We start from the raw sequence: 14,241 nt of genomic DNA on the forward strand, positions 1-14,241 counted from the left end.
TCCTGAGAAATACGAGGCTAGGTTATAGGTGGATTAGCGATTATTATGAGTACTGTACAATACCCATAACGTTAACCAAATGACGTTTTGTATAGTCTTTATTTTTCTTTTAAGTGAAAAAGTCTATCTCTTAGAACCGACTTCCCCCCTTCGCTCCACAGACATTACATCTGCTTCAACACTACTATGAGGGACCTGACTTCCTATCAGTTATCATAAGGCTGACACCCTTCTTCTGACAGGCTCTCTCACGTTCCCTAACATCTATCCCTTTATTTACTTATCCTTAGACTCTCACCCTATCCCGGTAATCCTTAATACAGCTCTGAATCTTTAGTTAAGTGCTGTATTTCCCACCCTGTTTCAAGGAATGGGGCAGTAAGTTGAACACACAACAACAAACCGCTGATTACTTTCAAACTCGTTTCCGAATTAAATCTACGTAACGAGACTGCATGAGTTCCCACTAAAGTTGGTAGCCATAGACAAAGTTTTTAAGGAGTCCCGCACCACTTTCGCCATATCTTTTACGACTTAGGTTACTTGGGCTACGACCTCACCTAGCTTCACACGGTTTCAATTGTCAGATTGTCGCCGCATGTAGGGGTATTAGACTGCGCACACGTAAATTTTCTTAAACGTCCATAAGGAGGTAGGTTAATTAAATTTACGCAAGATTCTGTGCGATTCTCGGTTTTCACGAGAAAATTCAATGTTAGAGTTCTTGATTTCTTCTATAATACTTAGTAGGAGAAATCCGCTGCTGTTCCCACAAATTCGTGGTTAGGCAGAACGTGACGCACGTGTATAGCGGAGATCCGGATCTTTTGTCAGTCTCCCGACCAGAACAACTCGGTTAATCATCAGAATTCAACCTCCCTCAAGACAAATTTGTTTTTAGCTGGTTTTACTCTTCTTCGCGTACAGCGATATGACGAATGATATCTTCGTTGATATTCGCAAGACGTGTGTATTCATCGATAGCCTGAGCATCAGCGTGTGCTTTCACGATATGGTAGTAACCTTCGCGGAAGTCGTTGATCTCGTAAGCTAAACGGCGTTTACCCCACTCTTTCGACTCGATGATTTCAGCACCGTTTGAAGTAAGGATTTCATCAAAACGCTGAACCAGCGCCTGTTTCGCCTCATCTTCGATCTGTGGCTGAATGATGTACATAAGTTCGTACTTCTTCATCTGTTGTCACCTCCTCATGGACTGTGGCCCTGCTTCTATGAGCGGGCAAGGAGCAATTCAGTTGCATTACTCACATCAATATATTCTACCACTTTTCAATTCACGGCGCAACTGAAAGATTCAGGTTATAATCAGAGCTGTACCGGATCGAAGGAACCGAAGAAATAATCATCTATCAAAATACGGTTGGCCAGTGCAAGCTGTGTACAGCAAAAGCAAGCAACTCAGCTTTTGGTCCGTCTTGTGTAAAGAAAGGATGTGCTGCCGGTGGCTCCCTCAAAAGTCATCGAATTGGATATCGATAAAGTCATGAAACAGAGCCTGGTCTGGAATGCAGCCTTATTGCTGCTGGCTATGATCACCTATCATTTGTTCGCAGAACCGCTGTCATTCCGATTTTCGTTGATCAGCGTTGTTTTATTCGTTATTGGCTATCTGCTTCTGATCGTGCTGCATGAGTTATTCCATCTTCTCGGATTTCTCCTCTTCGGGCGTGTACCGTTTTCTTCATTGGCTTACGGTTTAAATGTGAAGATGGGTGTTGCTTATGCCACTACGGATCGGCCGCTGCGCGTGAGAGCTATGCGGAAAGCGCTCTTGCTCCCATTCTGGGTGACCGGTGTTTTGCCGGGCGTTATTGGGTTCATGGTCCCCAGTCAGCTTCTTGTCCTGCTCAGTACTATGCTGATTGCCGGAGCAGCCGGTGATTTTGCCATGTACCGGGAATTGCGCAACGTGCCGGCAGATGCCTGGGTAACAGATGATCAGGCAAAGCCCCGGCTGTACGTATATGAGCAGGATTTTCCTCCAGAAAAAACCAGCGCCGGCTGAATGCCAGCGCTGGTTGCTATATATCCCAGTTGCCGCTGTTAATCTGTTTGTGCAGCAGCCGCTCATCTTTCGCCACATATGTGATCACTGCCTGTCTGCCGCTTTCTGACTGCACTTCAATCGTTACTTTCTTGTATAAGTCATCTGAACTCCCGGTGCAATCTTCCAGCTCGTCGATATGCGGCCACAGCTGTTCCGGCACTTCATATACTTCCCCCCGTACTTTGCCCTTTCCTTCCAGCGTCATTGCCGGATAACCCAAGTTTGTATCGTATAGCGTTCCTTTTGCCATTGCATCAGGCAAAACACGTTTGGCATTCTTCAAATAATGATGATACTTGCCGCCTTGTTTAAGTGTTCCATAGACAAATAGATTCATTGCCTCACCTCCAATTGAAAAGCCGGATGCAGATGCATCCGGCTCGCCTCTTCTCTTATACATTGAAACGGAAGAGCATGACATCTCCGTCTTTTACCACATATTCTTTGCCTTCCTGCCGCACTTTGCCTGCTTCTTTTGCGGTGGCCATTGCCCCGGCTTCCACCAAGTCATCGTACGCTACCGTTTCTGCGCGAATAAATCCGCGTTCGAAGTCCGAGTGAATGATCCCTGCGCATTGCGGCGCTTTCATGCCTTTCCGGAATGTCCAGGCACGGACTTCCTGTACGCCTGCCGTGAAGTACGTGGCAAGCCCCAGCAACTGATAGGTTGCTTTGATCAGCTGATCCAGTCCTGCTTCTTCAATCCCCAGCTCTTCAAGGAACATCGCCTTTTCCTCGTCATCCAGTTCGGCCATCTCTTCTTCGATCTTCGCGCAGACTACGATGACTTCCGCGTTGTCTTCCGCTGCGAATTCGCGGATCTTTTCCACATACTCGTTGCTGCTCGGGTCGGCGATATCATCTTCTGAAACATTCGCGGCGTACAGCATTGGTTTAATGGTAAGTAAATGGAAATTCTTAGCGATACGCATTTCCTCTTCAGAAAAATCAACGGACCGCGCCGGCTTTTCATTTTCAAATGCTTCCCGCAGTTTCAGTAACACAGGTTCTTCCGCCATTGCTTCCTTATCTTTCGATTTCACCATTTTCTGCACGCGGACAAGCCGCTTTTCAACACTCTCCATATCAGCCAGGATCAGCTCCAGGTTGATGACTTCAATATCGGAAATCGGGTCCACTTTGCCGGACACATGCGTGATATTATCATCTGCAAAGGCACGGACAACCTGGACGATTGCATCAACTTCCCGGATGTGGGACAGGAATTTATTGCCGAGTCCTTCTCCTTTGCTTGCCCCTTTTACAATGCCTGCAATATCGGTGAATTCAAAAGCTGTTGGAATGGTTTTTTTCGGCTGAACAAGTTCAGTCAGTTTATTCAAACGCTCATCGGGCACTTCAACGATGCCGACGTTCGGATCTATTGTACAAAACGGGTAATTAGCAGATTCTGCGCCCGCTTTCGTAATTGCATTAAACAAAGTGGACTTACCGACATTCGGGAGTCCGACGATTCCTGCAGTCAATGCCATACGGCTTCACGACCTTTCTCATTTTCACATTCAAGTCTCTTTTGCAGCTCTTCTATTATAAAAATGAAACGCGGAAATGTCCAATGGTCATTCCGCGTCTGCCTTCACAAGTATTTTTTTCATTTTCTTATTGAATTCCTGTCTTGGCAACATGATGCTGCGCCCGCAGCCTTCACATTTGATCCGGACGTCAGCGCCCATTCGGATGATCTTCCATGCGTTTGCTCCGCATGGATGGCCTTTCTTCATTTCCACCACGTCATTTAACCCGAATTCTTTCATGTTCACGTTTTCTGCTCCTCTCACTTCTCTTCATCAGCATCCGGTGGTTCCACGCCTTCAGGCGAACGCTGAATCGTCACCATTCGAGGATATGGAATTTCAATGCCACGTCCATCGAGGAAAATCTTGAGATCTCTTCTTAAATCCCTGGAAACAGCAAAATGTCCCATCGGCACAGTTTCCGCAGTTATACGGAGTACAACTTCAGAAGCACCAAGCATCTGGACACCCAGAAGCTCCGGCGGGCTCACAATGCTGCGGTATACTTCCGTATCCGGCAGCTTCGCCAGAAAGTCGCGGATCAATCCTTCAGCCTTTGCAATATCCGACTCGTATGCAATGCTGATATCAACCACTGCAAGCGAATTATTGATCGAAAAATTGGTGATCTCAATAATGGAACCATTCGGCAGAATAAATAATTCACCGGTGAACGCTTTAATCTTTGTCGTCCGGAGACCGATCTCTTCAACAGTTCCTTCCGCTGTGCCTGCACGGACAAAATCCCCTACTGAGAACTGGTCTTCGAAAATGATGAAGAAACCGGTAATGATATCCTTCACCAGACTCTGCGCCCCAAAACCGACAGCCAGACCGACAACGCCGGCACCGGCCAGGAGACCTTTTACATCCACATCGAATTCTCCCAGGATGGCGAGAATCGTTGCAAAGTAAACGACGTATGCAACGACGTTTTCTAAAAGCTTAACGAGCGTTTTCTGCCGCCTGTCTGTATATCCTAAAGGGCCTCTTAACTGAACGGCCATAACGCGCCGGATGACAGTTTTCAAAATCTTGACTGCTACAGCTGCTACAATCGCTATCACGATTACCTTTATCACAAGAACGCCCAAGCCGATCCACATCGCTTCGCTCAGAATGGTGTCCCGGACGCCGCTGACTAACTCTTCGAAATTTGCTACTTCCTCTTCAACTGCTTTAGCTGCTTCCACACTCATAATTTTTCAGTTTTTTCCTCCTATTGAATATACCCGGCCTGATACAGACCAGTGACAATCACTGCAGCCACCAGAATGCCCGGCAGCAGATTGGCTACACGGATCTTTGTCAATCCCAGCAAATTCAGACCGATTGCCAGAATCATGATTCCTCCGGTTGCAGTCATTTCACTGATAAAAAACTCTAATGCCACTTCAGGAACAATAACACTGATCTGGGTAGCAAATAAAGCAATAAAGCCTTGATAGACAAACACAGGTACTGCGGCGAATAAAACCCCGATACCAAGTGTCGACGCCAGTATAAGCGAAGTGAAGCCGTCGAGTGCTCCTTTTGAATACAGGACACTGTGTTCATTATTAAGTCCGCTTTCCAGCGCACCGATCACACCCATAGCGCCGATGACAAACATCAATGTCGCTGTGACGAATCCCTGGGCAAGACTGCCTTGGGATTCTTTCGTACCGAACTTCGTTTCAATCCATCGCCCGAAGTCATTCAGCTTTTTATCGAGATCCCACCATTCTCCCAGGACAGTTCCGAGTACGAGACTTGCAATGATGATGACAAAACTATTGCTCTCGAACCCCATTTTCAGGCCGAGGGCAGCAACCGACAAGCCGATCGCATACAGGATGGTTTCTTTCATTTTCTCCGGAATATTGCGTAATACCCGGCCAAGCAGTGTCCCCAGCACAATACAGACTGCATTAATAAACGTACCGAAAAGAACCATGAAGTCCCTCCACTTCCTTGGATTTTGCTAACCCTCTCTCACGCCTGCTTTCAGCGTATCAGTTCAGCAGATCCAATATCCGTTCAAGATCTTCTTCAGAGAAAAACTCAATTTCAATTTTTCCTTTGTTCTTTGTTTTTTTAATCTGTACGCTTGTTCCGAAATAATCCCGTAGTTCCGACTCTTTTTCCTGCACGAATATGTCTTTTTTTGCCGTTATTGTTTCACGTGGAACATTTTCATTAAGCCGCTGGATCAGACTCTCTAATTGACGGACATTCAGACCTTCTCTCACTGTTTTTTCCGCCAGCTCATCCATCATTTTTTTCTTTTTCAATCCAAGAAGTGCCCGTCCGTGTCCCATTGTCAGTTTTTTTTCAGAGATCAGTGTTCGAATTGCTTCAGGCAGTGCCAGCAGGCGCAGGTGATTTGCAATATGCGGCCGGCTCTTACCAAGCCTGAAGGCCAGTTGTTCCTGCGTCAGATTTAGAGCATCCATCAATTTATGGTACGCTTCCGCTTCTTCAATCGGCGTTAAGTCTTCTCGCTGCAGGTTCTCGAGTATCGCCAGTTCCATCATTTGCTGATCGGTCAACTGCTTTACGATTGCCGGCAGTTCTTTGAGCTTCAGAAGCTGGGCAGCCCGGTATCTGCGTTCTCCAACTACGATTTCAAACTGTTCCCCTGATTCCCTGACAACAATCGGCTGAAGGATTCCGTGTTCTTTGATCGACTCTGCAAGTTCCTGCAATGCCTCTTCATCAAACAGCTTTCTTGGCTGATATGGATTTACCCGGAGCTGATTCAGCTGGAGCATTTCCACTTTTTCCGTTTTGTCCAGTGGTTCTCCCGGAAACAGGGCATTTAATCCTTTTCCCAACCCTTTAGCCATTCTTAATCACTTCCTTCGCCAGTTCTAAGTAAACCTCTGCCCCTCGGGACTTCGGATCGTAAATGATAATCGGTTCACCATGACTCGGCGCTTCACTTAAGCGGATGTTCCGTGGAATGATTGTATTATATACCTTATCCTGGAAATACTTTTTCACTTCTTCAATTACCTGATTGCCTAAATTCGTTCTGGCATCAAACATGGTAAGCAATACACCATCTATTACGAGTTGATCATTCAAGTGTTTTTGCACAAGGCGAATTGTGCTCAACAGCTGACTTAGCCCTTCAAGGGCATAATATTCACATTGAACCGGGATGATGATAGCATCCGATGCTGTAAGAGAATTGATCGTCAGCAGTCCTAATGACGGCGGGCAATCGATTAAGACATAATCATACAATTCCTGTATATCATGAAGGGCATTTTTTAGCCGTACTTCCCTAGAAATTGTGGATACCAATTCAATTTCCGCACCTGCCAGCGCAATGGTGGCCGGTACGACATGGAGATTTTCCACCTTCGTTTCCATGATTGTCTCTTTAATATCCACATCATCTATCAAGACATCATAGACACACTTTTCTACATCCCCTTTATTCACGCCGACTCCGCTAGTTGCGTTTCCTTGCGGATCGATATCAATCAACAGCACTTTTTTGCCTAAGTATGCAAGGCTTGCACTGAGATTTACGGATGTTGTTGTTTTGCCTACCCCGCCTTTCTGATTGGCGATTGCAATCGTTCTCCCCACTCCAGCACCTACTTTCTTTGTCACATGTTCTTATTCTACTGTGGAATAATGTTTTTGACTATGCTTTGCATGCCGATTTCTTTATTTTAACAAATCCGTGGTATCCTTCTCCGGGAAAATGTTTCACGTGAAACATTCCGTAATGGAGCTTGTAAATTGTTTCACGTGGAACAATTTCTCAGGAAATCGGTGATTTATTCGGCGTCCCTGCTTTTCGCGGATACTTTTTCGGTGTTTTTTTCACTTTATTAAAGACTTGAATATACCGTTCACTGTTCTCGACCGGCAAAGTGAACGCGTGAACTGCCTGAAGTTCGGCGCCCAATTTCTGAAGTGCCGGTTCAGCGTTTTCAAGTTCCTCCGCTGCAGAAGCGGCTTTCATGGCCGCAAAGAGTCCGCCTTCTTTTACAAGTGGAACGCAAAGTTCTGCAAGAACGGACAATCTTGCCACGGCACGTGCAGTCACAAGGTCAAAGCTTTCCCGCTGCCCGGACTGGCCGAAGTCTTCCGCTCTTGCATGCACAAGTTCCACGCCACTGAGTTCGAGCTTCTCTGCCAGGTGTCCAAGAAAATGGATCCGTTTATTCAGGGAATCTATGATAGTGACTTCAATATGCGGGAAACAGATTTTGAGGGGGATGCTCGGAAACCCTGCTCCTGCTCCTACATCACACATCTTCATTGGTCTGCGGAAGTCCAAGTAATAAGCGGCTGAAACAGAGTCGTAAAAATGCTTGAGATATACATCCTGCTGATCTGTGATCGCCGTCAGATTCATTTTGTTATTCCAGCCCACTAATTCCTCGTAGTACATCTTGAATTGTTTTAATTGCCGGTCAGACAACTCTATGCCTTGTTCACTTAAAGCAGCCTTAAATTCCTGTTCGTTCACGCTGATATGCCTCCTCTTTCCATTCTTTAATTTCCCATACAGACCGCCGCCTTTTTTGCCAAGAAAAAAAGGCTGGACTCTGCCAGCCTTTCCATAAGGGGCGCGCTATCTCTAGCTAGAAACTTTCGCGATTCGTCCCTGTTCAATATACACGAGTAAGATCGAAATGTCAGCCGGATTAACACCGGATATCCGGGAAGCCTGAGCAATACTCAGCGGACGGACTTCTGCAAGCTTAGACCGGGCTTCTGTCGCCAGTCCCGATATTGCCATGTAATCGATGTTTTCCGGAATTTTCTTGTCTTCCATTTTCTTTAGCTTATCGACCTGCTGGAGCGATTTTGCAATATATCCTTCATACTTGATCTGAATTTCCGCCTGTTCCTTCTCATCTTCTGTCAGCGGAGTTTCTGAAGGAGTGAGACGCTCGATGTGTGCATATGTCATCTCAGGCCGCTTCAATAAATCAGCCGCCCGGATCCCATCCTTCAGTTCAGCGCCGCCTGCTTCCTGAATCAGCAGCTGTACTTCTTCTGTCGGTTTAAGAATAATTTTTTTCAAGCGGCTGATTTCTCGATCGACTGCTTCTTTTTTCGCTTCAAAAGCAGTAAAACGCTCATCACTGATCATGCCGATTTCATGTCCAATCGCTGTCAGCCGCATATCCGCATTGTCATGACGCAACAGCAGTCTGTATTCTGCACGGGACGTCAGAAGCCGGTATGGCTCGTTCGTTCCCTTCGTGATTAGATCATCGATCAGGACGCCGATATAAGCGTCTGAACGGCTCAGGATGACTTCTTCCTTGCCAAGCACCTTAGCAGCGGCGTTAATACCCGCCATAAGTCCCTGACCGGCCGCTTCCTCGTATCCTGACGTGCCGTTGATCTGACCGGCTGTGTATAAGTTTTCGACCCGCTTGGTCTCAAGTGTCGGCCAAAGCTGTGTCGGCACAATCGCATCGTATTCAATTGCATAACCGGCACGCATCATTTCTGCTTTCTCCAGGCCTGGAATAGTCTCCAGCATCTTGCGCTGCACATGTTCCGGAAGACTTGTGGATAATCCCTGCACATACACTTCACGGGTATTGCGTCCTTCCGGTTCCAGGAAGATCTGATGACGCGGCTTATCATTGAACCGGACAATTTTATCCTCAATAGATGGGCAGTACCGCGGTCCTGTTCCTTTGATCATCCCTGAATACATTGGGGATAAATGAAGATTATCATCAATCAGCTGATGCGTATGCTCATTTGTATAAGTCAGCCAGCATGGCAATTGATCCATGATGAACTCTGTTGTTTCATAACTGAATGCGCGGGGCACGTCATCCCCCGGCTGTATTTCTGTCTGGCTGTAATCGATTGTCCGGCTGTTAATACGCGGTGGTGTGCCGGTTTTAAAACGGACAAGTTCAAAACCGAGCTCTTCCAAGTGCTCGGCAAGCTTGATCGATGGCTGCTGATTATTCGGACCACTTGAGTAACGGAGATCACCGATCACGATTTCGCCCCGCAGGAACGTACCGGTCGTAATAACAACCGATTTCGCCCGGTAGATCGCTCCGGCTTGCGTAATCAGTCCTTTAACTGTCCCATCTTCTATCAGCAGCTCTTCCGCCACTCCCTGGTGAAGCGTCAGATGCTCCTGCTCTTCCATCAGCCGTTTCATTTCCTGCTGGTAGAGTACTTTATCCGCCTGTGCACGCAATGCACGTACAGCAGGCCCTTTTGCTGTATTCAGCATACGCATCTGAATATGCGTTTTATCGATTACACGACCCATTGCGCCGCCGAGCGCATCAATTTCACGCACGACGATTCCCTTTGCAGGTCCGCCGACGGACGGATTACATGGCATAAATGCAATCATATCCAGATTCATCGTCAGCACAAGCGTATCTGCTCCCATACGGGCAGAGGCCAGTCCCGCTTCAGCTCCTGCATGTCCCGCACCCACTACAATTACATCGAACGTGCCTGCTTCGAATTTCGGCATGTTCATTCACCCTCTCCGGTTATTTTCCAAGACAAAACTGAGAAAACAATTGGTTGATTAAGCTCTCCTGTACTGTATCACCGATGATTTCCCCCAGGAGTTCCCACGTGCGTACAACATCAATTTGAATCATATCCACCGGCACACCGGCTTCCGCCGCCGTTATGGCATCAGAAATGGTGCTGTGTGCCTGATGCAACAGCGAGATATGACGCGCATTGGATACGTATGTCATATCATTTGCTTCTACAGATCCTTCAAAAAACAGATCTGCAATTGCCTGTTCAAGCTGATCGACGCCCTCTTCTTCAATCAATGAAGTCGTCACAAGCCGGCTTTTGCCGGCAAATTCCTGTATCCGTTCCATATCAATGCCCTGAGGAAGATCGGTTTTATTCACAACAACGATATAATTCATGCCAGCAACGGCTTCCATCATTTTTTCATCTTCTGATGTCAGTTCATCGGCATGACTCAATACATAGAGGATCAGATCGGCTTCTTTCAGAACTTTACGGGAGCGTTCAACACCGATCCTTTCAACAATATCTTCCGTTTCCCGGATGCCTGCCGTATCTACAAGGCGCAGCGGAACTCCCCGCACGTTTACGTATTCTTCAATGATATCGCGGGTAGTGCCGGCAATCTCTGTCACAATGGCCTTGTTTTCTTGCACAAGACTGTTCAGAAGAGAGGATTTTCCGACATTCGGTTTACCCACAATTACTGTGGATAAGCCTTCGCGAAGAATTTTCCCTTGTTGCGATGTGGATAACAGGCGATCAATTTCTGACCGGACCCATTCCGACTTTTCGAGCATGACAGGAACCGTCATTTCTTCCACATCATCATATTCGGGATAATCAATATTCACTTCAACTTGGGCAAGTGTCTCAAGCAGCGCCTGGCGCAACTGCCCGATCAGCTTGGAAAGTCTGCCATCCATCTGATTCAGCGCGACGTTCATTGCACGGTCGGTTTTTGCCCGGATCAAGTCCATGACGGCCTCTGCCTGAGACAAGTCAATCCGGCCGTTTAGAAACGCCCGTTTCGTAAACTCCCCAGGCTCTGCAAGGCGGGCACCCGCACGCAGCACAAGTGTCAGGACGCGATTGACAGATACGAGGCCGCCGTGGCAATTTATTTCAATGACATCTTCACGGGTGAATGTCTTCGGGGCTTTCATAATTGAAATCATTACTTCTTCTGCTACTTCATCCGTTTGTGGATCTGTCAGATTTCCGTAATGGATTGTATGTGATTTTTGATCGGCCAGCCGCTTTCCGGCAGGCGCTCTGAATAATTTATCAGCAATTGTGACAGCCTCCGGCCCACTGAGCCGAACGATTGCAATGGCGCCTTCTCCGGAAGGAGTCGATATTGCGGCAATCGTATCGAATTCCATGTCGATTTCCTCCTTGTTACAAAAGTTATCCACATGTGGATAACTTGTTTCAGCGTGTTTCCTGACACTTTACAATAGCATAATGTCCTTTAAAACAAAAGAATGGGAACCGGACAAAAAAAAGCCTGCCGGGCGGCAGGCTTTTTTCATTTAAGCGGCTTGATTACCAGGTAGCGTTTTGGCTCTTTGCCTTCTGAATGGGTTTCGATATCAAGTCTTGTCGATAAAGCTTGGTGAATCACTTTGCGCTCATGGGGAGGCATTGGTTCCATATGAACTTTATGACCGGTCCGAACGGCTTTATCCGCCATTTTATCCGCCAATTGTTCAAGTGTTTCCTGCCGGCGCTCCCGGTAATTTTCTGCATCGAGCCGCACAAGGAGGAATTGACCGGCGAATTTATTGATGACCAGCTGAGCCAGCTGTTGCAGCGCATTCAGCGTCTGTCCGCGCTTGCCGATCAGCAAAGCCACTTTTTCACTTTCCAGTCTCATCAGCACGTTTTTGCCCTGCCGTTTTGTGTGAATGGAAAGGTCATCAACACCCATTTCTTTCGCCACGTTCCGGATGTAGGTTTCTGTTTCTTCAATCGCGCTGTCATGGTCAGGCCGTTCCGGTTTTGCCGGCTCGATAACCGGTGTTTCTTGCTTTGCTGCTTCAGTAGAAGCCGGTTCTTCAACCGGCTTCTGCCTCAGACCAGGTTCAGTGTCAGGTTCAAGCATTGTAACTTCAACGGCTGCCGGACGGGATCCGAAGCCAAGAAAACCTTTTTTTCCTTCAGCGATCACTCGTACCGTGACTTGCTCCTTTGCCGCGCCAAGTTGCTGCAGCGCAGAAGCGATGGCTTCTTCCGTTGTTGCTCCGCTTTTCGTTACCCGTTTCACTTTTTGATCCCTCCTGTTTTAGCAGGCACTCCCTTGTTCTTTTCCCACGGACGATAAATTACCATATTCTGGATAAGAGAAACGATGTTTCCGATCACCCAATAGAGCGTAAGGGCAGCCGGCAGGATGATACCAAAGAATACAATCATGACAGGCATGAAATAAACCATGACTTTCATCTGCGGGTTATCCATCGCCGGCCCCGTACGAAGAACGATAAATTGCATGGCTCCAGCCAAGATAGCCAGGATGATGCTTGGTTCAGCAAGCGGGAAAATAAGGAAAGCACCCAAGTCGATCTCAGGTGTCATATTCATCCGGTTAATTGCATGATAAAAGCCGATCAGGATGGGCATCTGTACAATGACCGGAAGGCAGCCCGCAAGCGGATTGACACCTTCAGTCTTCATAAGCGCCGACATTTCCTGCTGGTACTTCTGCTGCGTGACAGCATCTTTTGACTTATACTTTTCCCGCAGTTTTTTCATTTCCGGCTGAATTTCCTGCATTCGTTTTGAACTCTTTGTCTGTTTGATCATGAGCGGCAGAATCGCAAGCCGGATAATAATCGTTACCGCAATAATTGCGAGACCGTACGTGCCGAGCAGATCTTTAAACAAGACGATCAGCGAAACGAGCGGCCATACAATGAATTCATTCCAAAACCCTTCATTTGTTTCATAAATCGGCTGGTTATACTCGGTGCAGCCGGACAGAAGCAATGCAGCTCCAATCAGCAGGGCGAGTAAACCTATTCGCTTATTCAACTTTCTTCCCCCAAACATAGTTCATTATTCAACTTTGTTTATCATACCATTCGTATTTTATGCGCCCTATTGCTTTCGCAGCACGCGGGCAATTTTCATGACATGCTGCAAACTGTTTTTTGTTTCATGAAAATCGAGTTTGGCCGCCTGATTACGGGCGATGATGACATAATCCGCATTCGGCAGCACAGCGTCTTCCAGTTCAAGGAACGTCTGACGGATGTAGCGCTTAATGCGGTTGCGTGTGACAGCGTTGCCAATTTTCTTGCTGACAGACAAGCCGATCCGAAATTCGGGTTGATCTGTCTTATAAACATAGACGATAAACTGCCGGTTCGCGAATGACTTGCCTTTTTTGAAAACGCGCTGGAACTCCTGGTTCTTTTTTATGCGCTGATACTTATTCAATTCCATTCACCTGCTTTAAGTCGGGTCTTTCAATACCGGAAGGGGGGATAAAAGAAAAAAAAGACCACTGATTGCATCAGTGGACTTAAGCTGAAAGTACTTTTCTGCCTTTCCGGCGGCGTGCAGCCAAGACTCTGCGGCCGTTTTTTGTGCTCATGCGTGCCCGGAAGCCGTGTACTTTACTGTGTTTGCGTTTTTTCGGTTGATACGTACGTTTCATAACTATATAACACCTCCTGAAGGGAAAGTTATCTGTTCCTATAGACAGTCCTGATTAGTATATAGGGGGTGCATGGGATTGTCAACGAAAAATCAAAATCCCATCCTCTTCAACAGACGGCAAGTTATCCACAAAAACAGCCTGAAACCCTGCATAACCCTGTGGGGGACTTTTTGCGGAAAAAAATTATCCACAGCACTTATCGACAGGTTTTACACAAATCCACTGGCTGTGGGTAACTCCTGTGTGCACAACTCCGGATATGTGGATAAGTTCTAAATTGTATTGTAATGACTGGGTCCTTTTGTTAGAATTAATTTGGTTTCTGCTGTTGATAAATATTTTTCCAGGAAAATTATCCACAGGCTGTGAATAACTTGGACAGGCAGTTGTCCACCCCTGTTCATAACACTTATCCACAGGCTGTGAATTTGTTTATATATTGATCAAAAATTATTGTACATAAAGGAGACAAACTA

At 46.8% G+C, this 14,241-nt stretch carries 16 protein-coding genes and 1 pseudogene; 1 reads left to right on the top strand and 16 read right to left on the bottom strand.

Going from position 1 to position 14,241, the window contains the following annotated elements:
• Window positions 1-798: 798 nt before the first annotated feature.
• Both B0X71_RS18575 and rpsF read right to left on the bottom strand, forming a co-directional pair.
• Window positions 799-864: pseudogene (locus B0X71_RS18575) on the bottom strand (single-stranded DNA-binding protein); the annotation flags it as partial.
• A 43-nt stretch (window positions 865-907) separates the two neighbouring features.
• Window positions 908-1,195, bottom strand: a complete 288-nt coding sequence (gene rpsF / locus B0X71_RS18580) for a 30S ribosomal protein S6 (RefSeq protein WP_077590826.1) — start codon at window positions 1,193-1,195, stop codon at window positions 908-910.
• Between the two features lie 267 nt (window positions 1,196-1,462).
• Between rpsF and B0X71_RS18585 the strand changes: the two genes are divergently transcribed.
• Entirely contained in the window at window positions 1,463-2,026 is a 564-nt protein-coding gene (locus B0X71_RS18585) for a DUF3267 domain-containing protein (protein WP_232336743.1), read from the top strand.
• A 16-nt stretch (window positions 2,027-2,042) separates the two neighbouring features.
• Here B0X71_RS18585 and B0X71_RS18590 read toward each other — a convergent pair whose 3' ends face one another.
• From B0X71_RS18590 to rpmH, 14 genes are all read right to left on the bottom strand, one after another.
• Entirely contained in the window at window positions 2,043-2,405 is a 363-nt protein-coding gene (locus B0X71_RS18590; protein WP_077590827.1) for a gamma-glutamylcyclotransferase family protein, read from the bottom strand.
• 55 nt (window positions 2,406-2,460) lie between these two features.
• On the bottom strand, window positions 2,461-3,561 hold the full coding sequence (gene ychF, locus B0X71_RS18595) for a redox-regulated ATPase YchF (protein ID WP_077590828.1): 1,101 nt from the start codon (window positions 3,559-3,561) through the stop codon (window positions 2,461-2,463).
• A gap of 87 nt (window positions 3,562-3,648) precedes the next feature.
• Window positions 3,649-3,849, bottom strand: a complete 201-nt coding sequence (locus tag B0X71_RS18600) for a DUF951 domain-containing protein (RefSeq protein ID WP_156889926.1) — start codon at window positions 3,847-3,849, stop codon at window positions 3,649-3,651.
• Between the two features lie 14 nt (window positions 3,850-3,863).
• Window positions 3,864-4,802 (bottom strand): mechanosensitive ion channel family protein, encoded by a 939-nt coding sequence (locus B0X71_RS18605; protein WP_077590829.1) that lies wholly within the window; start codon window positions 4,800-4,802, stop codon window positions 3,864-3,866.
• 20 nt (window positions 4,803-4,822) lie between these two features.
• Window positions 4,823-5,539 (bottom strand): DUF554 domain-containing protein, encoded by a 717-nt coding sequence (locus B0X71_RS18610; RefSeq protein WP_077590830.1) that lies wholly within the window; start codon window positions 5,537-5,539, stop codon window positions 4,823-4,825.
• Window positions 5,540-5,597: 58 nt separating this feature from the next.
• Complete coding sequence (locus tag B0X71_RS18615) at window positions 5,598-6,431, bottom strand: ParB/RepB/Spo0J family partition protein (RefSeq protein WP_077590831.1); 834 nt, start codon at window positions 6,429-6,431, stop codon at window positions 5,598-5,600.
• Window positions 6,424-7,185 (bottom strand): ParA family protein, encoded by a 762-nt coding sequence (locus B0X71_RS18620; protein ID WP_077590832.1) that lies wholly within the window; start codon window positions 7,183-7,185, stop codon window positions 6,424-6,426. Before B0X71_RS18620 ends, B0X71_RS18615 begins: the two co-directional genes overlap by 8 nt.
• Before the next feature lie 178 nt (window positions 7,186-7,363).
• Window positions 7,364-8,077 carry a 16S rRNA (guanine(527)-N(7))-methyltransferase RsmG gene (rsmG, locus tag B0X71_RS18625; protein WP_077590833.1) on the bottom strand — a complete coding sequence of 238 codons (714 nt, stop codon included), beginning with the start codon at window positions 8,075-8,077 and terminating at the stop codon, window positions 7,364-7,366.
• Between the two features lie 111 nt (window positions 8,078-8,188).
• Window positions 8,189-10,078, bottom strand: coding sequence for a tRNA uridine-5-carboxymethylaminomethyl(34) synthesis enzyme MnmG (gene mnmG / locus B0X71_RS18630; protein ID WP_077591080.1), 1,890 nt, complete (start codon window positions 10,076-10,078; stop codon window positions 8,189-8,191).
• 19 nt (window positions 10,079-10,097) lie between these two features.
• On the bottom strand, window positions 10,098-11,483 hold the full coding sequence (mnmE, locus tag B0X71_RS18635; RefSeq protein ID WP_077590834.1) for a tRNA uridine-5-carboxymethylaminomethyl(34) synthesis GTPase MnmE: 1,386 nt from the start codon (window positions 11,481-11,483) through the stop codon (window positions 10,098-10,100).
• Window positions 11,484-11,629: 146 nt separating this feature from the next.
• A complete protein-coding gene (gene jag, locus B0X71_RS18640) occupies window positions 11,630-12,367 on the bottom strand; it encodes an RNA-binding cell elongation regulator Jag/EloR (RefSeq protein ID WP_077590835.1) in 738 nt (245 codons plus the stop codon).
• Complete coding sequence (yidC, locus tag B0X71_RS18645; protein ID WP_077590836.1) at window positions 12,364-13,134, bottom strand: membrane protein insertase YidC; 771 nt, start codon at window positions 13,132-13,134, stop codon at window positions 12,364-12,366. The genes jag and yidC overlap by 4 nt, the downstream gene beginning before the upstream one ends.
• A gap of 66 nt (window positions 13,135-13,200) precedes the next feature.
• On the bottom strand, window positions 13,201-13,542 hold the full coding sequence (rnpA, locus tag B0X71_RS18650) for a ribonuclease P protein component (RefSeq protein WP_077591081.1): 342 nt from the start codon (window positions 13,540-13,542) through the stop codon (window positions 13,201-13,203).
• Between the two features lie 85 nt (window positions 13,543-13,627).
• Complete coding sequence (gene rpmH / locus B0X71_RS18655) at window positions 13,628-13,762, bottom strand: 50S ribosomal protein L34 (protein ID WP_077590837.1); 135 nt, start codon at window positions 13,760-13,762, stop codon at window positions 13,628-13,630.
• Between the last annotated feature and the right edge of the window lie 479 nt (window positions 13,763-14,241).

The organism is Planococcus lenghuensis (genome assembly GCF_001999905.1).
Lineage (GTDB): Bacteria > Bacillota > Bacilli > Bacillales_A > Planococcaceae > Indiicoccus > Indiicoccus lenghuensis.

Coding starts and splice junctions, on each gene's coding strand:
- rpsF (WP_077590826.1), bottom strand. CDS start 1,195: ATGAAGAAGTACGAACTTATGTACATCATTCAGCCACAGATCGAAGAT.
- B0X71_RS18590 (WP_077590827.1), bottom strand. CDS start 2,405: ATGAATCTATTTGTCTATGGAACACTTAAACAAGGCGGCAAGTATCAT.
- ychF (WP_077590828.1), bottom strand. CDS start 3,561: ATGGCATTGACTGCAGGAATCGTCGGACTCCCGAATGTCGGTAAGTCC.
- B0X71_RS18605 (WP_077590829.1), bottom strand. CDS start 4,802: ATGAGTGTGGAAGCAGCTAAAGCAGTTGAAGAGGAAGTAGCAAATTTC.
- B0X71_RS18610 (WP_077590830.1), bottom strand. CDS start 5,539: ATGGTTCTTTTCGGTACGTTTATTAATGCAGTCTGTATTGTGCTGGGG.
- B0X71_RS18615 (WP_077590831.1), bottom strand. CDS start 6,431: ATGGCTAAAGGGTTGGGAAAAGGATTAAATGCCCTGTTTCCGGGAGAA.
- mnmG (WP_077591080.1), bottom strand. CDS start 10,078: ATGCCGAAATTCGAAGCAGGCACGTTCGATGTAATTGTAGTGGGTGCG.
- mnmE (WP_077590834.1), bottom strand. CDS start 11,483: ATGGAATTCGATACGATTGCCGCAATATCGACTCCTTCCGGAGAAGGC.
- rpmH (WP_077590837.1), bottom strand. CDS start 13,762: ATGAAACGTACGTATCAACCGAAAAAACGCAAACACAGTAAAGTACAC.